We start from the raw sequence: 21427 nt of genomic DNA on the forward strand, positions 1-21427 counted from the left end.
CCCTATCAAGCGTTGTACAGAATGACTGCGGCGGTCGCCAGCAGGTTCAGCAGCGTCAGCGGCAGACACACCCGCCAGCCGAATGCCATTACCTGGTCATAACGCGGACGTGGCAGCGAAGCGCGAATCAGGATGAACATCATCATGAAAAACGCCGTCTTCAACGCAAACCAGACGAACGGCGGCAGGAAAGGTCCGTGCCAGCCACCGAAGAACAGCGTCACGATCAACGCGGAAACCGTCACGATACCGATGTATTCGCCAACGAAGAACAGACCGAACTTCATCCCGGCGTATTCGATATGGTAGCCATCCGCCAGTTCCTGCTCGGCTTCCGGCTGGTCGAACGGATGACGGTGACACACCGCTACGCCGGCGATCGCAAAGGTAATAAAACCGAAGAACTGCGGGACGACGTTCCACACCGTGGACTGCGAATTGACGATATCGGCCATGTTGAACGAGCCGGCCTGCGCCACCACGCCCATCAGGGACAACCCGAGGAACACTTCATAACTCAGCGTTTGCGCAGAGGCGCGCACCGCGCCCAGCAGCGAGTATTTGTTGTTACTGGACCAGCCGGCGAACAGTACGGCATAAACCGCCAGCCCCGCCATCATCAGGAAGAACAGCACCCCAATGTTCAGATTGGCCACCTGCCAGGTCGGGCTGACCGGTACGATGGCGAACGACAGCAACAGCGAAGTAAAAGCAATCACCGGCGCCAGGGTAAAAATCACCTTGTCGGCAAACGGCGGTGTCCAGTCTTCCTTGAAGAACATCTTGAGCATGTCCGCCACCAGCTGCAGCGAACCGCCCCAGCCCACGCGGTTAGGCCCATAACGCCCCTGGAACAGCGCCAGCAGACGGCGCTCCCCCATACTCATGAGCGCGCCGCAGCTCACCACGACCAACAGAATCACGATCGCTTTGCCGACGGTGGCCAGAATGTCCAGTACTTCCGGAGTCAACCAACTCATTGCGCAGCCTCCCGCAGCATTTCAACGGTCGCGCCCGCCAGCACCGGAGCAATCCCCGGGAAGCCCAGCGGCAAACCAACCTGGCCCTGACGCAGCTCAGTGCTCAGACGCACCGGCAGACGCAGCGTCTGACCTCCACAGGTGATGTCCAGCAACGCGCCGGCATTGACGCCCAGCAATGCGGCATCGGCCTGATTCACTACCGCGCAGGCCTGCGGCATACGCTGCTGGATAACGCCGGAGCGCTGCGACAGCTCGTCACTGCCGAACAGATTGTAGTAAGGCGCAACCTGCCACTGCCCCTGTTGCGGAGCAAACGGCGCCGGAATCTGGCTGAAATACGCCAGCGAAGCGTCGCCGGCTTCGATCAGGCGCACGCCCGGATCGCCGTGGCGCAGATGCCCGCCCACTTCATCCTGGAATTTGTTCCACGCCTGCGGTGAGTTCCAGCCCGGCGCCCAGGCAAACGGCACCTGCTGACGCTCGGCCAGCGGACTGTTGTTCCCTTCCATCGAGAAGGTAAACATCGTGTCCTTATCCTGAGGCTGACGCGGCTCATGCACGCTGATGTTGGCGCGCATGGCGGTACGACCGCTATAACGATGCGGTTCACGCGCCAGTTTCTGGCCCTTGACACGGAACGACGCATCCGGCGCCGCGTCTTTGATCGCGGCCAATTGCGGCAATGCGTTAACGCAAGCGTCAATCACGTGGTCCAGTTGCGTCCAGTCAACCTGACGGCTGTTGTAGGTGATGTACAGGGAATGCAGCCAGCGCCAGCTTTCCAGCATGACCACCTTGCTGTCGTAGTAGGTCGGGTCATAAACCTGGAAGAAACGCTGAGCGCGGCCTTCCTGGTTGACGAGCGTACCGTCGCTTTCCGCAAAGCTGGCGGAGGACAACACCAGACCGGCCTTGTCCATGATCGCGGTGCGTTGATGATCCAGCACAATCAGGTTGGCGGCTTTCGCCAGCGCGGCATCCACACGAGCGGCCGGCGCATGACGATACAGGTCGTTTTCCAGCACCACCACGCTGTCGGCTTCGCCGGTTTCCAGTTGCGACAGCGCTTCATCCAGCGAACCGCCGCCCATCATGGTTACGCCCATGCTGTTGGCGGCGGCGGCGACAAAGGTAATGCCGACATCGGAGCCACGGCCTTTCAGCGCTTTGGCGACGTTGGCGGCGGCGGCGATCACATCGTCGCTGCCCGCGTTGGTGCCGGAGATAATCAGCGGCTTACGCGCGCCAGCCAGCGCCTGAACAATCACGTCCACTTTCTGGCCGAGATCGGCCGGCAGATCGCTGACCGCCGGCGCGGCATTATCGAGTGCGTGAGCAATCGCAAAACCAAGTCGGGCCTGCTCAGCCACCGGCGCGCGGTAACTCCAGGCGGCGATATCGTCCAGACGGGTGCTGTCGACGTTGGTGACGAACAGCGGGTGTTTGGCGTGCTGGCCGATATTCAGGATCGCTGCAATCTGCCAGTCGGCCACTTTCTGGGCCGCCGCCATTTCACGGGCTTTGCCTTTCACCGCCTGACGCACCGCCAGCGCAATACGCGCGCCGGTCTGGGTCAGATCTTCGCCCAGCACCAGCACGGCGTCGTAGCCTTCGATTTCACGCAGAGACGGCGTATGCACCCCGCTCTCTTTCAGCACTTTCAGCATCAGTTGCAAGCGATGTTGCTCCGCCTGAGAGACGCCAGTGTAGAAGTTGCCGGCACCGACCAGTTCGCGCAACGCGAAGTTGCTTTCCACGCTGGCGCGCGGCGAACCGATACCGATCACCTTCTTCGCCTGACGCAGCACATCGGCGGCGCCCTGCAACGCCTGCTCGGCGTTCAGCGCGATCCAGTCATCACCGCGGCGTTGCAGCGGCTGACGCGGACGATCCTTCAGGTTGACGTAGCCGTAACCAAAACGGCCGCGGTCGCACAGGAAATAGTGGTTCACGCTGCCGTTATAGCGGTTTTCGATACGGCGCAATTCGCCATAACGCTCGCCCGGGCTGGTGTTGCAACCCACGCTGCACTGCTGGCAAATGCTGGGCGCGAACTGCATGTCCCATTTGCGGTTATAACGTTCGGAATGGGTTTTATCGGTGAAGACCCCGGTCGGACAGACTTCCACCAGGTTGCCGGAAAACTCGCTTTCCAGCACACCGTCTTCCGGACGACCGAAATAGACGTTGTCATGCGCGCCGTAAACGCCCAGGTCTTTGCCGTCGGCGTAATCCTTGTAATAACGCACGCAACGGTAACAGGCGATACAGCGGTTCATTTCGTGGGAGATGAACGGGCCGAGATCCTGATTGTGGTGTGTACGTTTGGTGAAACGGTAACGACGGAAATTATGCCCCGTCATTACGGTCATATCCTGCAGATGACAGTTGCCCCCTTCCTCACAAACCGGACAGTCGTGCGGATGGTTGGTCATCAGAAATTCCACAATCGTCTTGCGGAACTGCTTCGCCTCATCATCGTCAATGGCGATAAAGGTGCCATTCGACGCCGGCGTCATACAGGACATCACCAGACGACCACGGGTATCTTCCGCGTTCTGGTACTGCTTGACCGCACACAGGCGACAAGCACCGACGCTCCCCAGCGCCGGGTGCCAGCAAAAGTAGGGGATATCAAGTCCCAGAGACAGACAAGCCTGCAGCAGGTTATCCGCTCCGTCCACTTCATATTCTTTGCCGTCTACATGAATCGTTGCCATAGTCAGCATGCTTCCATAACAGCCCGCCTCGGCGGGCACTAATCAAAAATTCTGTCTGCGGGATGAATCGGCGTTTAATCCCGGCGTGATGCTCAACACGCCGGATTGCGCGATTACCAGCGCTGTTTCAGCAGGTTGGGCTGAATGCCGCCAATCGGTTTGGCGTTACTGACAACCTGTCTGGCGATGCCTGCCTCGAATTCGTCCCGGAAATATTTAATGGCGCTCTGCAGCGGTTCGACCGCCCCCGGCGCGTGGGCGCAGAAGGTGTTGCCCGGCCCCAGGAAGCGGCACAGTTGCTCCAGCGTTTCAATGTCGCCCGGCTGCCCTTCCCCACGCTCCAGCGCACGCAGAATCTTGACGCTCCACGGCAGGCCGTCGCGGCACGGCGTACACCAGCCGCAAGACTCGCGGGCGAAGAACTCTTCCAGATTGCGCGTCAGCGATACCATGTTGATTTCATTGTCGACCGCCATCGCCAGCGCCGTACCCAGACGGCTGCCGGCCTTGCCGATGTTTTCGAAATCCATCGGCAGATCCAGATGTGCATCGGTCAGGAAGTCGGTACCGGCGCCGCCGGGCTGCCAGGCTTTCAGCGTCAGGCCATCACGCATGCCGCCGGCGTAATCTTCCAGAATCTCACGGGCGGTGGTGCCAAACGGCAACTCCCACAGGCCCGGATTTTTCACCCGACCGGAGAAGCCCATCAGTTTGGTGCCGGCGTCTTTACTCTTACCGGCAGACAGCCCCTGATACCATTCCACACCATGCTCGATGATGGCCGGCACGTTGCACAGCGTTTCCACGTTGTTTACGCAGGTGGGCTTGCCCCATGCGCCGGCGGAAGCCGGGAACGGCGGTTTAGATCGCGGGTTGGCGCGACGGCCTTCCAGCGAGTTGATCAGCGCCGTTTCTTCACCACAGATGTAACGACCGGCACCGGTGTGCACAAACAGCTCGAAATTAAAGCCGGTGCCCATAATGTTTTTGCCAAGCAGCCCCGCCTCTGTCGCTTCAGCGATAGCACGACGCAAATTAGCCGCCGCCTCAACGTATTCGCCGCGCAGGAAGATGTAACCGCGATAGGCTTTCAGCGCATAAGCGCCGATCAGCATGCCTTCCACCAGCAAATGCGGCATCTGCTCCATCAGCAGGCGGTCTTTGTAGGTGCCCGGCTCCATCTCATCCGCGTTACACAGCAGATAGCGGATATTCATGCTTTCATCTTTCGGCATCAGGCTCCACTTGAGACCGGTGGAGAAACCCGCGCCGCCGCGACCACGCAGGCCGGCATCCTTGACCAGGGTCACCACCTCATCCTGCGCCATGCCGGTCAGCGCCTTTTGGGCTCCTGCATAACCGTTCTTGCTGCGGTATTCGTCCAGCCACACCGGCTGTTTGTCTGCGCGCAGACGCCAGGTCAGGGGATGCTGTTCAGCCGTCAGAACAATGTTTTTACTCATTGATACTGCTCCAGTAACGAATCGATATCTTCAGGCTTCAGCTGACTGTGGGTGTCCTCGTCGATCATCATGGTCGGACCCTTGTCGCAGTTCCCCAGGCAGCAGGTCGGCAACAGCGTAAAGCGTCCGTCAAATGTAGTCTGGCCGGGCTTGATATTCAGCTTTCTTTCCAGCGCCGCCTGGATCCCCTGATAACCGGTGATATGGCACACCACGCTGTCGCAGTAACGGATCACATGGCGCCCGACCGGCTGACGGAAAATCTGGCTGTAGAACGTCGCCACGCCTTCCACATCGCTGGCAGGAATACCGAGAACCTGGGCAATGGCGTCAATCGCGCCATCCGGCACCCAGCCACGGTGCTTCTGCACAATCTTCAGCGCTTCAATAGACGCGGCGCGCGCATCTTCGTAGTGGTGTTTTTCATGCTCGATAGCGTCGCGCTCTGTGTCACTTAACACAAAAACATCGCTGGCGGCCTGCGCCGGAGCATCGATCGAATCCTGAGTGTTGTTATGTTCGTGCATAATTAGCGGTCCACATCTGACATGACAAAATCAATACTACCGAGGTATACGATCAGGTCGGATACCAGACAGCCGCGAATCACCGACGGAATCTGTTGCAAATGCGGGAAACTCGGCGTGCGGATACGGGTGCGGTAGCTCATAGTGCTGCCGTCACTGGTCAGGTAGTAACTGTTAACCCCTTTGGTGGCCTCGATCATCTGGAATGATTCGTTAGCAGGCATCACCGGCCCCCAGGAAACCTGCAGGAAGTGGTTAATCAGCGTTTCAATGTGTTGCAGCGTACGCTCTTTCGGCGGCGGCGTGGTCAGCGGATGGTCGGCCTTGAACGGACCTTCCGGCATATTTTTCAGGCATTGTTCCAGAATACGCATACTCTGACGCAGCTCTTCCACTTTCAGCATCACGCGGCTGTAGCAGTCGCTGATGCCGTCGCCTACCGGTACCTCAAAGTCGAAGTTTTCATAACCGGAGTAAGGCCGTGATTTACGCACATCGAATGCGATGCCGGTAGCGCGCAGACCGGCGCCGGTCACGCCCCACTCCAGCGCTTCTTTGGCGTTATAGGCGGCCACGCCTTGTGAACGCCCTTTCAGGATGCTGTTTTGCAACGCCGCCTTGATGTAGGTATCCAGACGCGCCGGCATCCAGTCGAGGAATTCACGCAGCAAACGTTCCCAGCCGCGCGGCAGATCGTGCGCCACGCCGCCGATACGGAACCAGGCCGGATGCATGCGGTAGCCGGTAATCGCTTCCACCAGATCGTAGATTTTCTGACGATCGGTAAACGCGAAGAACACCGGCGTCATCGCGCCGACGTCCTGAATAAAGGTACTGATGTACAGCAGGTGACTATTGATACGGAACAGTTCGGACAGCATGACGCGGATAACCTTCACGCGCTCAGGCACCTCGATTCCAGCCAGCTTTTCCACCGCCAGTACATACGGCATTTCGTTCACGCAGCCGCCGAGGTATTCGATACGGTCGGTGTAAGGGATATAGCTGTGCCAGGACTGGCGTTCACCCATTTTTTCCGCGCCGCGGTGGTGATAGCCGATATCCGGGATACAGTCGACGACCTCTTCGCCGTTGAGCTGGAGGATGATACGGAAAGCACCATGCGCGGACGGGTGGTTCGGCCCCAGGTTCAGGAACATGAAGTCTTCGTTGTCGGTACCGCGCTTCATCCCCCACTCTTCCGGTTTGAAAGTCAGGGACTCCATCTCCATGTCTTCACGCTGTTTGGTCAGCACGAAGGGATCGAACTCGGTGGCGCGCGCCGGGAAATCTTTACGCAGCGGATGCCCCTGCCAGGTCTGCGGCATCATGATGCGCGTCAGGTGCGGGTGCCCTTTGAAGGTGATGCCAAACATGTCCCACACTTCGCGTTCGTACCAGTTAGCGTTGGGGAACAGTTTGGTCAGGGTCGGCATGTTCAGATCGTTTTCCGACAGTGCCACCTTCAGCATGATATCGCGGTTGCGCTCAATCGAAATCAGGTGATAGAAAACGGTGAAGTCGGCGTCCGGCAAGCCCTGGCGATGGGTACGCAGACGCTCATCCACGCCATGCAGGTCAAGCAGCATCACATAAGGTTTGGGCTGTTTTTTCAGAAAAGCCACTACGTCCAGCAACTGCTCGCGTTTCACCCAAACCACCGGCAGGCCAGTGCGGGTTGCCTGAACGGTAAATGCTTCCGGTCCAAAACGGTTACACAGCTCGCTGACGACCGGATCATCCAGATGATCACGGGTTTGCCACGCAGGCAGAGCGACATCGTGCGTCGTTAAATCTGTCATAAATTATGTCACCACAGTAAACGTGCTATTTCTGTGACTGATAATGGCTACACACGATTTATCGTGATATGAATTTATCGTGATCTTACGTAGCCACTACAGCCTTCACTCACAGGGTCAAATCTCATCAGGAGAACGCAGATTGGTTACCGCAATGCGTTCTCCGCGTTTACGTTCGCGCTCGGATTGCATATTGGCGCGGTAAACCCCCTGATCGCCTACCACCCATGACAGAGGGCGGCGCTCCTTACCGATGGACTCTTTCAGCAGCAACAGCGCCTGCATGTAGGCTTCCGGACGCGGCGGGCATCCCGGGATGTACACATCAACCGGCAGGAACTTGTCCACGCCTTGCACCACGGAATAAATATCGTACATACCGCCGGAATTCGCACAGGCACCCATGGAAATTACCCATTTTGGCGCCAGCATCTGGTCGTACAAACGCTGAATGACCGGCGCCATTTTCAAAAACGGCGTACCGGCCACAACCATGAAATCCGCCTGACGTGGTGAGGCACGGATAACTTCGGAACCAAAACGCGCAACGTCATGCACCGAAGTAAACGACGTCGCCATTTCTACGTAGCAGCAGGAAAGACCGAAGTTGTAAGGCCACAGGGAATTGCTGCGCCCCCAGTTGACCATGCTGTGCAGCGACTGTTCGAGGTTGCCCATGAAAACGCTGCGATTGACATGCTGTTCAAGCGGATCGCTGACAATCTCTTGCTTCTGGAGGGGGTAACGGTCGTTCTCACCGTCCGGGTCAATGCGGGTGAGCGTATAATCCATCTTCTAAATGCCTCGCTATTACTGCTGATGAGTGTTAGTGGTCTGAGTCACGACATTGGATTTCACGACTTGTCTTTTGGAACGCGACGGCGTCCAGTCCAACGCGCCGATACGCACCAGATAGATCAAACCAGCCAACAACACCAAAATGAAAATTGTGGCCTCGACGAAGCCTATCCAGCCGCTTTCCCGGATAGATACGGACCAGGCATAGAGATAGAGGGCTTCAACGTCGAAAATAACGAAAAACATGGCGACCAGGTAAAACTTGGCGGAGAGGCGCAACCGCGCGGAGCCAACGGAATCGATACCTGATTCATAAGGAATGTTTTTGTGTCTGGCCCGGGCTCTGCCACCCAACAGGAAGCCGCCGAGCAGCATAAAGCCGCAGAGACCTACAGCAACGATAACGAATAGCGCAAAAGCCCAGTGATGGGCGAGGACTTCAGTAGTTGTTGACATACTCTTGCTTACTCATCAAAAGTGATCAGACACCTGCTCTTTTGTCGGCAGTTCGTCGCCACATCGATTAAAAGGAAGGATTTTTCGCCACAAAAACACCACAACTTATAAGGTTAAGCGGCTGTTTAATGAGGCCTGATTCCCTGTTATGTAACCTTATTTTCAACGCCACTAAAAATAACAGCACATTACTTTACATGCACGCAGTTTCGTTAACATTTTGTGTGTAACACGTTGACTAAATCGAGTCAGTCAACCACTTCACGTTAACGATTCCACCCACACAAAGCCCTTATTGGCAGGGTGACTATAACATTTTCGGCAAGAATTCCTGTTCCCCCATAGTGTTAATAGGGGTATTTTTTGATCCAGGGCACACTTTTTTCATTTATGTTAGTAAAAAAATTGCATCGATTGCTCAACCTGTAACCTTTTCATTCGGTCAACATGGCTTTAAAAAAATAGAAATGCAGTTTTAATAAAAAAAGAACACAAACGGCGCATTAGGCAAAGAGGGATAAAAAGGAAGCACAGAAGTGAACAGACAAACCGTGGTGAGAGAATCAGCATGGAAAAGGCTGACTGAAGGATGGGAGCCTAAGCCATAGCGGGGCCTTTCACCCCGCTATGTTTGTACTCAGGTAATATCTTTTAATGATTCATCTGTCGGCGGTTCCCGCGTATCGTTTTCCGTTCCCGTGCTGACCGGCAGCAAATGCGAACGGGTGCCGGACTCGATAGCGCTGAAAATAGCATTGGTCAGCTCGTTGTCATGATCCGGATTCCTGCACAGGTAATAGCGAGTATCAGGCAGTTTCGGCAAGCCTTCCTCTTCACCCAGCACGCGCAGTTCCGGACTCATCATTTCTACCGAACGCACGGTAATCCCAAGACCGGCTTTTACCGCCGCACGCACCGCAGACAACGTAGAGGCGACGTAAGAGATCTTCCACGGAATACCTGCGGCGGTCAGTTGTTCCAGCGCCAGCGCGCGGAACGGGCTCGGTTCATCCAGCACCACCAGCGAAACAGTCTCTCCCGGCTGGTACTGATAATCGGCCGAGCAATACCATAACGTCGGTGACGTGCGTAGCAACACATGCGGCAAATCGTCGCTGTTGCTCGTAGTAATGACCAGATCAATTTTCCCCTGTTGCAGCATATCCGCCATTTCTGCGCTGCGTTTGATACTGACGGCGATCGACAGTTTCGGGAACACGGTAGTAACGCGCTGCAGGATGAAAGGCAGGATGGTATCCGCCGTGTCATCCGACGCGCCGATAGTCAGAGTGCCCTGAATATCGCTATACATCAGCGAAGCGCAGGCCTCATCGTTAAACTGCAGGATTTTTCTGGCATACCCAAGAAACTGGATGCCATGCTCGGTCAGCAGCTTGTTTCGCCCGTGGCGGGCAAACAGCTCCTTACCAATCAACTGTTCCAGACGCTGCATCTGCTGGCTCACTGCCGACTGTGTTCTGCACACAGCCACAGCGGCGGCTGCAAACGTGTTCAAATCTGCAACAGCGACGAACGTTCTCAACAGATCGAGATCAAGGTTGAGGACAGGGCGACTTGTATTTGTCATACGGTTCTTCACTTATCTATTTTAATTTTTAACAAACATACCTGGTGTTGATGTTGATGCCCCGGCAAGGGCCGGACGCACAATATAAGACGGACAGTATCGCAGACGAACGCTTACGGCAAAAGACCATGTATATTCCTTTGTCCGAATCGCCTCTTCCCTCAGCCTCCTTATTTAAGCATCTTATTACGTAATCAGATTTTCAAAAAGAACCCTTTTATTTATTTTAGATAATAAAATAAAAACCAAAAAAAACCAGCGGTCTCACTTCACCGGCAATTTACAATGAAGAGATATAAGATTTTGATTGCGCTTACGTTACGACACACGCTCACCCAAATAAACGACATCTCTTATTTTTCACTTTTAACGCATGCTTTGTGCATCATTGATTCTCCGTTTGCTTGAAAAAGACATTACGTTTAAAACATCAGCAAACTCTTAAATCGCGCCATTCAATTTGAAATCCCGTTTTAATTCAATCATAAAAACCATCAATCCACCTGATGAATTCACTTCACTATCCTTTCACTTCCCCACAGGTGCCCCTCAGACCGAACCCGGTGCCGTTCGCAGGCAAACACCGTTAATACAGCAAGTTACTATCACTGTATGACTCAGTTTTTATGTAAAGATTGATATATTTTTGTAAATTTGTTAAATAACACGCAAGGATGTCACATGTAACATAAATTTTCATGAAGTTACGCGGAGAGGTTTTCTCCAGTCAAAGAATTATCTTATGAGCAATGAGATATACCCGGTCTTTTTTATTCTTACCCTGACTTTTTCGCTATTCGTTTAAATGACCCCGTTTTTTTATTATCAGTGAGTTGGCTGAATTTTATTTTTTTTGCGGATAAGACACGTCCCTCATTTCCGCAGAGAGAAACATTTGCTTGCTCTTCTGCCATTACCGTATTTAAAAATATGGGTTTTTATAACCCTCACGGTAGCCACCATTTTATGATACCGGTTTCAGCGTTTGAATCAGGTATAAAAAATACCTCAATTGCTGTTGAGATTATTCCTTGCGGCCACTATCTGAACATGATTAATGCTTCGTCATGCGATTCGGCCGGATAATTTACCGGCGCCAGAGGCTGTTTTATGGTTCTCGCTCTCAGTATCGGCCGAAAATCCAAAGCGCCATCACAGATCAATCACACCACATTAACAATAATGTCATTTATCGTGCCGTTCTGACTGCTATCTGGAACCGGCTTCACAGCCATAGTAATGATTCTTCAAAACACACGGCGGGAAGAGTACATTAGACGGGTTAGGCGATTACTCATCAGGAATAGGATCCTGTAAAAGGTTTGTTAAATGTCACCGATAGAAAAATCGAAAAAACTGGAAAACGTTTGTTACGATATTCGTGGTCCGGTACTAAAAGAAGCAAAACGGCTGGAAGAAGAAGGCAACAAGGTACTCAAACTGAACATCGGCAACCCGGCGCCTTTCGGGTTCGATGCGCCGGATGAAATTCTGGTGGATGTCATCCGCAATCTGCCAACCGCGCAAGGTTACTGCGATTCTAAAGGGCTCTATTCCGCCCGCAAAGCCATCGTGCAACACTATCAGGCCCGCGATATGCGCGACGTCACACTGGAAGACGTCTATATCGGCAACGGCGTTTCCGAACTGATCGTCCAGTCGATGCAGGCATTGTTGAATACCGGTGACGAAATGCTGGTGCCGGCGCCGGATTACCCGCTGTGGACCGCGGCCGTGTCGCTTTCCAGCGGCCATGCGGTGCATTACCGCTGTGACGAAGAATCAGGCTGGTTCCCGGATCTGGATGACATTCGCAGTAAAATCACCCCTCGTACCCGCGGGATCGTGATCATCAACCCCAATAACCCGACCGGGGCGGTGTACAGCAAAGAACTGCTGCTGGAAGTGGTCGAGATTGCCCGTCAGCATAATTTGATCATTTTCGCCGACGAGATTTACGACAAGATCCTCTACGATGCCGCCCAGCACCATTCGATTGCCGCGCTGGCGCCTGACCTGTTAACCGTCACCTTCAACGGCCTGTCCAAAACCTATCGCGTGGCCGGATTCCGCCAGGGCTGGATGGTGCTGAACGGACCGAAAAAGCACGCCCGCGGTTATATTGAAGGGCTGGAGATGCTGGCGTCGATGCGTCTGTGCGCTAACGTGCCGATGCAACATGCTATTCAGACCGCGCTGGGCGGTTACCAAAGCATCAGCGAATTCATTCATCCAGGCGGGCGTCTATACGAGCAGCGTAATCGCGCCTGGGAACTGATCAACCAGATTCCCGGCGTATCCTGCGTCAAACCGAGCGGAGCGCTGTATATGTTCCCCCGCATTGACGCCAAACGCTTCAACATTCATGACGACCAGAAGCTGGTACTGGACCTGCTGCTGCAGGAAAAAGTGCTGCTGGTACAAGGCACCGCCTTCAACTGGCCGGAGCCAGACCACCTGCGTATCGTAACCCTGCCGCGTGTTGACGAACTGGAAATGGCGATCAACAAATTTGGCCGTTTCCTGGAAGGTTATCACCAGTAATCAGGATGATGCCCGGCACCGCACTGGCGCCGGGCATGTTTGCTCCCCTGCAGCCTGAGCCTTTTCCCGCTCCCCCCGACCTGATTTGCTTCTTGATGCCGGAGCCGCCACAATGAACCCCTAATGCTGTACACCGAGAGACACTTATGGTTCAAAGTCATTTCTTCGCCCACTTGTCCCGCCTGAAACTGATTAGCCGCTGGCCGCTGATGCGCAATGTCCGGACCGAAAATGTCTCCGAGCACAGCCTGCAGGTAGCGTTTGTCGCTCATGCCCTCGCGGTGATCAAAAACCGTAAATTCAATGGCAACCTCAATGTTGGTCGCATTGCCCTGCTGGCGATGTACCATGACGCCAGTGAAGTGCTGACCGGCGACATGCCCACCCCCATCAAGTATTACAACGCGCAGATTGCCCACGAATACAAGAAGATTGAAAAGATTGCCCGCCAGAACCTGATTGCGATGCTGCCTGCCGAACTGCAGCAGGATTTCAGCCCGCTGCTGGATGAATCCCATATCAGCGAAGAAGAGCACGCCATCGTGAAACAGGCGGATGCGCTTTGCGCGTACCTGAAGTGTCTGGAAGAACTGTCGGCCGGCAATAACGAATTTTTGCTGGCCAAAGCCCGACTGGAAAAGACGCTCCAGCAGCGCCAGAGCCCGGAAATGGATTATTTCATGACGGTGTTTATTCCAAGCTTCAGCCTGTCGCTGGATGAAATCAGCCAGGAGTCGCCGCTTTAGTCAGCCACCAATGAGCGCGGCGCACAGCCTGACAGCAGGTCAGTCAGGCTGTTCACACATGTTTGCATTCAAAATGGGTACAGCCACGGCACCATCACCACGCTGACCGCCATCACCAACAGCGTGAACGGCACCCCAACCCGAACAAAATCACTGAAACGATATCCGCCGGGCGCCAGCACCAGCGTATTCACCGGCGAAGAAACCGGCGTCATAAACGCAGCGGAAGCGGCAATAGCGATAATCATCGCGAAAGGATATGGCGAAACCTGCATCTGCTCCGCCGCCGCCACGGCGATCGGCGCCATCAGCACCGCCGTCGCCGTATTGGAAATAAACAAGCCCGTCAGCGCACACAGCAGGAACAAGCACACCAACATCATATGCGGACCGGCATCGCCGCCAATTTCCATCAACCCTTTGACGGCCAAGGCCACGCCGCCGGTTTGCTGCAACGCCAGAGCAAACGGCATCATTCCCACAATCAGGATCAGGCTCGGCCAGTGCACGGCGCGATAGGCGCTTTCCATGTCGATGCAGCGAAACTGACCCATTAGCAGGCAGGCGATCAACGCGGCGATAGCGTTGGGGATTTCATCGGTAAGCATCATCGCCACCATCAGCGCCAGACAAAACAGCGCATGCGGCGCCTGATTACTGGCTGGCGCCACTTCATCAACTTCCGCCGGCAGGTTGAGCACAATAAAGTGGTGCTTGTGCTGGTGCAGCAGGCGGATGTTTTTCCAGTCGCCAATCACCAGTAAAATATCCCCCAGCTTTAATGCTTCGTCAGCCAGCGTGCCTTCCAGCGCCTCGCCGTCCCGACGAATGCCCACCACCGTCAACCCATAGCGGCTGCGAAACGACGCCTCCTGCAACGTTTTGCCCAGCAGTCCGGAATCCGGGATCAGCGACACTTCAGCCATGCCCACATCCCGCGCCTGTTCGGAGAAATACTCGCCGCGCAGCACCATCGGTTCCAGGCGCTGGGTGGCGCAGAACTCACGCAGATCCACGTCTGATGCCGACATATCGATCAGCAGCACATCATTCAAGCGCAATTCGCTATTGCCGCTGACGCTGACCATAATGCGCCGGAATTTTTGCCAGCGCTCAATCCCCACCACGTTGGCGCCGTAGCGCTGGCGTAATTGCAAATCATCCAGGCGCTGACCAATCAGCGGTGAGCCGGTGCGGATCGCCAGCCGGCGCGCCCGCCCGGTCAGTCGATATTCCCGGATCAGGTCACGAAACGTTTTACGTTTCCACCCTTCCTTGAAGTTATCGCTGTCCGTCGTGGTCAGCCAAAAACGAGCCACCAACATATACGCGATACCGATCAGCAACACCACCACACCAATAGGCGTGACGCTAAAAAAGCTGAACCCGGCCATACCGGTACGCATCAGCTCACTGCTGACCACCATATTGGGTGGGGTCGCCACCAGCGTCATCATGCCGCTGATCAACCCGGCGAAGGCCAGCGGCATCATCAGGCGGGCCGGGGTGGTTTTCATCCGCGCGGCGACGTTCAGCACCACTGGAATAAAAATAGCCACCACGCCGGTCGAACTCATGAAGGCGCCCAGCAGCGCCACGGTGCACATCAGCAGAATCAGCATGCGGGTTTCACTCTGCCCGGCCACGCGCATCAACCAGTCGCCGACCTGATAGGCCACCCCGGTGCGCACCAGACCTTCGCCGATCACAAACAGCGCGGCGATCAGGAATACGTTCGGATCGCTGAAACCGATCAGCGCCTCCTGTAGCGTCAGCGTGCCGCTTAGCACGAACGCCACAATCACCAGCAAAGCAATCACATCCATGCGCAGTTTGCCGGTAGCAAACAGCGCAATGGCAATCAATAACAGCATGACAACCCAGACCAGCGAACTGCTCAACATGCCTCCTCCTGACGTTAACAGTCCTTATTCATCAGGCGGTATTTCAGCCGGAAACGCATTCCCCGGAGAAACCGCTGAAAATCAGCATGCCATAAAAAAACCCTGACAAAGCAGGGTTTTGATCATGTTTATTCCGGTTTGGGGCATCATTTCAGGGTGATGTTGACCCAACCATCCGCTGTACGCGAAATCTGCAATTGCTCAAGAGAATGTAATACGGCATCCACCTCGTCCAGACGCGGCGTATCGGCCGGCGCATTCACCGCGACAACCTTACACCCCGCAGCCAGACCAGACAGCACGCCGGCCGGCGCATCCTCGACCACCACGCACTCGGCAGGAGCCAGCCCCAGCCGCTGGGCGCCCAGCAGATACGCGTCCGGATTCGGTTTTCCATGCTCCACCTGCTCCGCGGTGATGAACTCGCGCGGAGCAGACAGACCCGCGGCGCGGTGTCGAGCATGCGCAATCGGCACCGTTCCCGACGTCACGATCGCCCACGGAATATCCAGCGCGTCCAGCCTGACCAGCAGCGCCTGTGCGCCCGGCATAGCCGCAATACCGGTGGTGTCGGTCGCTTCCACCTGCTCCAGCGCGACAAACTCGCGCTGAATCGTCTCTTCACTGGCGCCAGCCAGAAAATGACGCAACGAGGTGATGGCCTGCTTGCCATGAATAAAATCCAGAACCGTCTGCGGGTCGATATCATGATCTTTTGCCCAGTTGCTCCAGGCCCGTTCCACCGCGGGCAGCGAATCCACCAGCGTGCCGTCAAGATCAAACAGAAAACCTTTACACTCCACAGAAAGCCCCTTCTTTATTTACCGGCCCCGAACTTATCAGGCATTAATGATTTGCGCGATCTCCACCGCACTCAGGTGATACTGACGCGGGCAGGATTGCCAAATCGCCAGCATGCGGATGTATTTATCCCACATTTTGGTCTGTGAGTTAAAGCCATGCGTGCCGGAATCAAAGTGGGGATAGCGCCCTTCCACGTGCACCATGAAGCGCACATAACCCAGGTAGCGCGCTTCGGTGGCGGCATCGAAGCCAAGAAACGCCACACGGCGCTCATCCATGTCCGGTTTCTCTTTCAGGTTGGCCCAGGAAACCTGCAGCGCATGATGCATTTCCATAATATTAATGAGGGTACGGCACACATCTTCGTTTAAATCGCCAAAATCACGATCCAGTTCCCGCATTTGCAACCCATAACCCCGTTCGATAATAGTTTGCAGGCGGCGGTAACGTTCCGCATTATCGGGATCCAGCATTGACATCATTTTGTACTGATTGGACAGGATAAGTCTCTGAGCATTAGTCATTTCCATGGTGCACTCCTGAATCTGATTCCGGCTAAAGGGATATTGACAGCAGAATCGCATACTGGCTGGCGTTCGTTTCTTGATTTAAAACAGAATCCAATGGAAAAAATGTCAGCGTCTTTGGCTAAAAACCGGGTTTACATCAAAGATCGTCCAGGAACGTCTTGTCGAGCTGCCTGAAGGCACGATTCAGCACGTCCGCCAGCATCTGATAAGTGGGCTGCCCTTCCACCGGCGCCAGCGCCATTCCCGACTCCAGCAGCTTATTACGAATTTCATGAAACCACTGTAATAAGGAAGGCGGCAACGGAGTGACCGAACGCCGCCCCAGCCACCATAACCCCTGCATCGGCAAGCCAAGGGCAAACAGCGCGGTAGCCACGCTCGGCCCCAGTTGCCCGCCCAGCGCGATTTGCCAGGTCAGGGTAAAGACGGCCAGCGGCGGCATGATACGAATGGCAAACCGGGTGGCGCGCGCCACGCGATTTTCAGGAAACACCGGCGCCAAACGCTTGTCCGTCGGCCAGGTTTTCATATAGTGCTGGCCCAGACGGAATAATTGTAGCCATCCTGTCTTACCGGAGGGTTTCGTCGTCATGCTCAACCTCAACTTCACATATAAAAAATAAAAATTTTGTATAAATCACCAACTGTAATTGACAAGCTTAAAATATATTTTGTGTTTAATGATTGCTATCGGTATCCTAAAATAGCCTTTTAGGCCGCGATAAAAAGCCGTATGACACCGTTGTTCTGCACTCGCTGTTTAGTCATCCGCTGTTTCTGCCGGCGTTTCGTTATGTCGGCTGGCGAATCCGGCCACGGTTGATTCAGCGCGCAGCGAACGTCATGTGTGTCTGCTGTCGCCGTTTTTGCCGCGCCGATGTCACCTTGCCGGGGGCGTTCAATACGCTGTCGGGCGGTTGCTACATCGGCGTTTTTCGCTGTCATGTCTGGAAAAATCACCCGGCCATGATGTTAATCATAAATGTCAACCGCCTTCTGCGCTACGCTGGCTGTTGTATGACATTTTTTTAACCATGTATAACAAGTAGGTACTTCCATGTCGAGTAAGTTAGTACTGGTCCTTAACTGTGGCAGTTCTTCCCTGAAGTTCGCCATCATTGATGCCGTCAACGGAGACGAATACCTGTCTGGCCTGGCCGAGTGTTTCAATCTGCCTGAAGCGCGCATCAAATGGAAAATTGACGGTGGCAAGCAGGAAGCTGAACTGGGTGCCGGTGCTGCCCACAGCGAAGCACTGAGCTTCATCGTTAACACCATCCTCAGCCAGAAGCCGGAACTGTCTGCTCAACTGGTAGCAATCGGTCATCGTATCGTCCACGGCGGCGAAAAATTCACGCAATCAGCAGTGATCAACGCCGACGTGTTGCAGGGCATCAAAGACGCCGTGCCGTTCGCGCCGCTGCACAACCCGGCTCATCTGATCGGCATCGAAGAAGCACTGAAGGAATTCCCGCACCTGAAAGACAAGAACGTCGCTGTCTTCGACACCGCGTTCCATCAGACTATGCCGGAAGAAGCCTACCTGTATGCCCTGCCGTACAAATTATACAAAGAACATCACATCCGCCGTTATGGCGCTCACGGTACCAGCCACTACTTCGTTTCTCGTGAAGCGGCGAAAGTCCTGAACAAGCCGGTAGAAGAACTGAACGTGATCACCTGCCACCTGGGCAACGGCGGTTCCGTTTCCGCTATCCGCAACGGCAAATGCGTGGATACCTCCATGGGTCTGACCCCGCTGGAAGGTCTGGTGATGGGCACCCGTAGCGGTGACATCGACCCGGCGGTAGTTTTCCACCTGCACGATTCTCTGGGCATGAGCGTGGAAAGCATCAACAAGCTGCTGACCAAAGAATCCGGCCTGCTGGGCCTGACTGAAGTCACCAGCGACTGCCGTTATGTGGAAGACAACTACGAAACCAAAGAAGACGCCAAACGCGCCATGAACGTGTACTGCCACCGTCTGGCGAAGTACATCGGTTCTTACTCTGCGCTGATGGAAGGTCGTCTGGACGCGGTGATCTTCACCGGCGGCATCGGCGAAAACGCGGCTATGGTGCGTGAACTGACGCTGAAACAGCTGGGCCTGCTGGGCTTCGAAGTCGACCACGAACGTAACCTGGCCGCCCGTTTCGGCAAAGGCGGCAACATCGCCAAAGACGGCGCCCGTCCGGCTCTGGTTATCCCGACCAACGAAGAGTTGGTCATCGCTCAGGACGCGCTGCGCCTGACCGCCTGATAAGTCTCCCCACTCCGTCAGCTTCGGCTGACGGAGTTGTTTTAGAAGCATCGTTTTTGAACAACGAGCAACCGCAAACAGAGGTTAAGCCGTGTCCCGTACAATCATGTTGATTCCTACTGGCACCAGCGTGGGCCTGACCAGCGTCAGCCTGGGTGTCATTCGTTCCATGGAACAGAAAGGCGTGCGCCTGAGCGTATTCAAGCCTATCGCACAGCCGCGTTCCGGTGAAAACGCACTGGATCAGACCACCACCATCGTCCGCGCCACTTCCGCCATTCCGGCCGCCGAGCCGCTGACGATGAGCTATGTGGAGTCGATGCTGAGCAGCAACCAGCAGGACGTGCTGCTGGAAGAGATCATCGCCCGCTATCACGAAAACACCAAAGACGCGGAAGTCGTGCTGGTAGAAGGCCTGGTGCCGACCCGCAAACACCAGTTCGCCAACGCGCTGAACTATGAAATCGCTAAAACGCTGAACGCGGAAATCGTCTTCGTACTGGCGCTGGGCAATGATTCCCCGGCTCAGTTGAAAGAGCGTCTCGACATCGCCCGTTCCAGCTTCGGCGGCAGCAAGAATAAAAACATCACCGGCGTTATCATCAACAAGCTGAACGCACCGGTGGATGAACAGGGTCGCACCCGTCCCGATTTGTCCGAAATTTTCGATGATTCCACCAAAGCCAGCGTCGCCAATATCGATCCGAAGCTGCTGTTTGCCAACAGCCCGCTGCCGATTCTGGGTTGCGTGCCGTGGAGCTTCGATCTGATCGCTACCCGTGCCATCGACATGGCCAACCACCTGAACGCGCGCGTAATCAACGCCGGCGACATTCAGACCCGCCGCGTGAAATCGGTGACCTTCTGCGCCCGCAGCATTCCGCATATGCTGGAACATTTCCGTCCGGGTTCGCTGCTGGTCACCTCCGCCGACCGTCCGGACGTCCTGGTTGCCGCCTGTCTGGCCGCCATGAACGGCGTTGAAATCGGCGCCCTGCTGCTGACCGGTGGCTACGAAATCGACCCGGCCATCAGCAAGCTGTGCGAACGCGCGTTCCAGACCGGCCTGCCGGTATTCATGGTCAACACCAACACCTGGCAGACCTCGCTGAACCTGCAGAGCTTCAACCTGGAACTGCCGGCCGACGACCACGAGCGCGTGGAAAAAGTACAGGAATACGTGGCGCGCCATATCGATACCCAGTGGATCGATTCGCTGACCGCTGCGTCTGAACGTTCACGCCGCCTGTCTCCGCCGGCTTTCCGCTATCAGTTGACCGAACTGGCACGTCAGGCAAGCAAACGCATCGTGCTGCCGGAAGGCGACGAACCGCGTACCGTCAAGGCTGCCTCCATCTGTGCCGAACGCGGCATCGCGCAGTGCGTGCTGCTGGGCAACCCGGATGAAATTCAGCGCGTAGCGGCTGCGCAGGGCGTTGAACTGGGCAAAGGCATCGAGATCGTCGATCCGGTCGAAGCTCGTGAGCGCTACGTACCGCGTCTGGTCGAACTGCGTAAGAGCAAGGGCATGACCGAAGTGGTCGCCCGCGAGCAGTTGGAAGACAACGTGGTGCTGGGCACCCTGATGCTGGAACAAGGCGAAGTAGACGGTCTGGTATCCGGCGCCGTTCACACCACCGCCAACACCATCCGTCCGCCGTTGCAGTTGATCAAAACCGCACCGGGCAGCTCGCTGGTATCCTCCGTGTTCTTCATGCTGCTGCCGGAGCAGGTTCTGGTCTATGGCGACTGCGCCATCAACCCGGATCCGACCGCTGAACAGCTGGCTGAAATCGCTATTCAGTCCGCCGACTCCGCCGCCGCTTTCGGCATCGAACCGCGCGTGGCGATGATCTCCTACTCGACCGGTAACTCCGGCGCCGGCAGCGATGTGGATAAAGTCCGCGAAGCGACCCGCCTGGCGCAGGAAAAACGCCCGGATCTGGTGATCGACGGTCCGCTGCAGTACGACGCCGCCATCATGGCCGACGTAGCGCAGTCCAAAGCGCCGAACTCACCGGTTGCCGGTAAAGCCACCGTGTTCGTGTTCCCGGACCTCAACACCGGCAACACCACCTATAAAGCGGTACAGCGTTCGGCCGACCTGATTTCCATCGGGCCGATGCTGCAAGGCATGCGCAAGCCGGTTAACGACCTGTCCCGCGGCGCGCTGGTGGACGACATTGTCTACACCGTAGCGCTGACCGCCATTCAGGCCACCCAGATCGCCTGATCGACGGCATAACCGGCGCGTCTTTCGATACGCCGGTAAGACAGAAACAAAAACGCCAGCAAATACTGG

The 21427-nt window shown here is 55.6% G+C and carries 16 protein-coding genes; 4 read left to right on the forward strand and 12 right to left on the reverse strand.

Going from position 1 to position 21427, the window contains the following annotated elements; all coding sequences use genetic code 11:
* Positions 1-5: 5 nt before the first annotated feature.
* From nuoH to lrhA, 8 genes are all read right to left on the reverse strand, one after another.
* Entirely contained in the window at positions 6-980 is a 975-nt protein-coding gene (gene nuoH / locus DXX3274_RS15000) for an NADH-quinone oxidoreductase subunit NuoH (protein ID WP_042860467.1), read from the reverse strand.
* Positions 977-3703 carry an NADH-quinone oxidoreductase subunit NuoG gene (gene nuoG / locus DXX3274_RS15005; RefSeq protein ID WP_042862152.1) on the reverse strand — a complete coding sequence of 909 codons (2727 nt, stop codon included), beginning with the start codon at positions 3701-3703 and terminating at the stop codon, positions 977-979. Before nuoG ends, nuoH begins: the two co-directional genes overlap by 4 nt.
* A gap of 113 nt (positions 3704-3816) precedes the next feature.
* Positions 3817-5166: an NADH-quinone oxidoreductase subunit NuoF gene (gene nuoF / locus DXX3274_RS15010; RefSeq protein ID WP_013318705.1), complete on the reverse strand. Its 1350-nt coding sequence runs from the start codon at positions 5164-5166 to the stop codon at positions 3817-3819.
* Positions 5163-5693, reverse strand: a complete 531-nt coding sequence (gene nuoE / locus DXX3274_RS15015) for an NADH-quinone oxidoreductase subunit NuoE (RefSeq protein WP_042860468.1) — start codon at positions 5691-5693, stop codon at positions 5163-5165. Before nuoE ends, nuoF begins: the two co-directional genes overlap by 4 nt.
* Before the next feature lie 2 nt (positions 5694-5695).
* Complete coding sequence (gene nuoC, locus DXX3274_RS15020; protein ID WP_042860469.1) at positions 5696-7495, reverse strand: NADH-quinone oxidoreductase subunit C/D; 1800 nt, start codon at positions 7493-7495, stop codon at positions 5696-5698.
* A 117-nt stretch (positions 7496-7612) separates the two neighbouring features.
* A complete protein-coding gene (locus DXX3274_RS15025) occupies positions 7613-8287 on the reverse strand; it encodes an NADH-quinone oxidoreductase subunit B family protein (RefSeq protein ID WP_012885398.1) in 675 nt (224 codons plus the stop codon).
* 18 nt (positions 8288-8305) lie between these two features.
* The gene (locus DXX3274_RS15030; protein ID WP_038667485.1) at positions 8306-8749 is read right to left on the reverse strand and encodes an NADH-quinone oxidoreductase subunit A; all 444 of its coding nucleotides are present in this window, start codon (positions 8747-8749) and stop codon (positions 8306-8308) included.
* Positions 8750-9386: 637 nt separating this feature from the next.
* A complete protein-coding gene (gene lrhA / locus DXX3274_RS15035; RefSeq protein WP_042860470.1) occupies positions 9387-10337 on the reverse strand; it encodes a transcriptional regulator LrhA in 951 nt (316 codons plus the stop codon).
* Between the two features lie 1329 nt (positions 10338-11666).
* On the opposite strand from lrhA, the gene DXX3274_RS15040 reads away from it, so the two are divergent.
* Together DXX3274_RS15040 and yfbR are read left to right on the forward strand one after the other, a co-directional pair.
* The gene (locus DXX3274_RS15040) at positions 11667-12881 is read left to right on the forward strand and encodes a pyridoxal phosphate-dependent aminotransferase (protein ID WP_042860472.1); all 1215 of its coding nucleotides are present in this window, start codon (positions 11667-11669) and stop codon (positions 12879-12881) included.
* 146 nt (positions 12882-13027) lie between these two features.
* Entirely contained in the window at positions 13028-13627 is a 600-nt protein-coding gene (yfbR, locus tag DXX3274_RS15045) for a 5'-deoxynucleotidase (protein ID WP_038667475.1), read from the forward strand.
* 68 nt (positions 13628-13695) lie between these two features.
* Here the strand turns inward: yfbR and DXX3274_RS15050 are convergent, their stop codons facing one another.
* From DXX3274_RS15050 to yfbV, 4 genes are all read right to left on the reverse strand, one after another.
* On the reverse strand, positions 13696-15531 hold the full coding sequence (locus DXX3274_RS15050; RefSeq protein ID WP_174213748.1) for an SLC13 family permease: 1836 nt from the start codon (positions 15529-15531) through the stop codon (positions 13696-13698).
* 146 nt (positions 15532-15677) lie between these two features.
* Entirely contained in the window at positions 15678-16334 is a 657-nt protein-coding gene (locus tag DXX3274_RS15055; RefSeq protein ID WP_042860473.1) for a sugar phosphatase, read from the reverse strand.
* A 36-nt stretch (positions 16335-16370) separates the two neighbouring features.
* On the reverse strand, positions 16371-16865 hold the full coding sequence (locus DXX3274_RS15060) for a YfbU family protein (RefSeq protein WP_038667469.1): 495 nt from the start codon (positions 16863-16865) through the stop codon (positions 16371-16373).
* A gap of 136 nt (positions 16866-17001) precedes the next feature.
* Entirely contained in the window at positions 17002-17457 is a 456-nt protein-coding gene (gene yfbV, locus DXX3274_RS15065; protein WP_038667467.1) for a terminus macrodomain insulation protein YfbV, read from the reverse strand.
* A 465-nt stretch (positions 17458-17922) separates the two neighbouring features.
* Here yfbV and ackA point away from each other — a divergent pair, with 465 nt between their 5' ends.
* A complete protein-coding gene (gene ackA / locus DXX3274_RS15075) occupies positions 17923-19125 on the forward strand; it encodes an acetate kinase (protein ID WP_038919647.1) in 1203 nt (400 codons plus the stop codon).
* A gap of 91 nt (positions 19126-19216) precedes the next feature.
* Positions 19217-21358 carry a phosphate acetyltransferase gene (gene pta / locus DXX3274_RS15080; RefSeq protein WP_038667461.1) on the forward strand — a complete coding sequence of 714 codons (2142 nt, stop codon included), beginning with the start codon at positions 19217-19219 and terminating at the stop codon, positions 21356-21358.
* Positions 21359-21427: the final 69 nt, after the last annotated feature.

The organism is Dickeya sp. NCPPB 3274 (genome assembly GCF_000406205.1).
GTDB classification, from domain to species: domain Bacteria; phylum Pseudomonadota; class Gammaproteobacteria; order Enterobacterales; family Enterobacteriaceae; genus Dickeya; species Dickeya fangzhongdai.

Bases quoted from the DNA above. Each gene is read 5' to 3' on its own strand.
- nuoH (WP_042860467.1), bottom strand. From the start codon at position 980: ATGAGTTGGTTGACTCCGGAAGTACTGGACATTCTGGCCACCGTCGGC.
- nuoG (WP_042862152.1), bottom strand. From the start codon at position 3,703: ATGGCAACGATTCATGTAGACGGCAAAGAATATGAAGTGGACGGAGCG.
- nuoF (WP_013318705.1), bottom strand. From the start codon at position 5,166: ATGAGTAAAAACATTGTTCTGACGGCTGAACAGCATCCCCTGACCTGG.
- nuoE (WP_042860468.1), bottom strand. From the start codon at position 5,693: ATGCACGAACATAACAACACTCAGGATTCGATCGATGCTCCGGCGCAG.
- nuoC (WP_042860469.1), bottom strand. From the start codon at position 7,495: ATGACAGATTTAACGACGCACGATGTCGCTCTGCCTGCGTGGCAAACC.
- DXX3274_RS15025 (WP_012885398.1), bottom strand. From the start codon at position 8,287: ATGGATTATACGCTCACCCGCATTGACCCGGACGGTGAGAACGACCGT.
- DXX3274_RS15030 (WP_038667485.1), bottom strand. From the start codon at position 8,749: ATGTCAACAACTACTGAAGTCCTCGCCCATCACTGGGCTTTTGCGCTA.
- lrhA (WP_042860470.1), bottom strand. From the start codon at position 10,337: ATGACAAATACAAGTCGCCCTGTCCTCAACCTTGATCTCGATCTGTTG.
- DXX3274_RS15040 (WP_042860472.1), top strand. From the start codon at position 11,667: ATGTCACCGATAGAAAAATCGAAAAAACTGGAAAACGTTTGTTACGAT.
- yfbR (WP_038667475.1), top strand. From the start codon at position 13,028: ATGGTTCAAAGTCATTTCTTCGCCCACTTGTCCCGCCTGAAACTGATT.
- DXX3274_RS15050 (WP_174213748.1), bottom strand. From the start codon at position 15,531: ATGTTGAGCAGTTCGCTGGTCTGGGTTGTCATGCTGTTATTGATTGCC.
- DXX3274_RS15060 (WP_038667469.1), bottom strand. From the start codon at position 16,865: ATGGAAATGACTAATGCTCAGAGACTTATCCTGTCCAATCAGTACAAA.
- yfbV (WP_038667467.1), bottom strand. From the start codon at position 17,457: ATGACGACGAAACCCTCCGGTAAGACAGGATGGCTACAATTATTCCGT.
- ackA (WP_038919647.1), top strand. From the start codon at position 17,923: ATGTCGAGTAAGTTAGTACTGGTCCTTAACTGTGGCAGTTCTTCCCTG.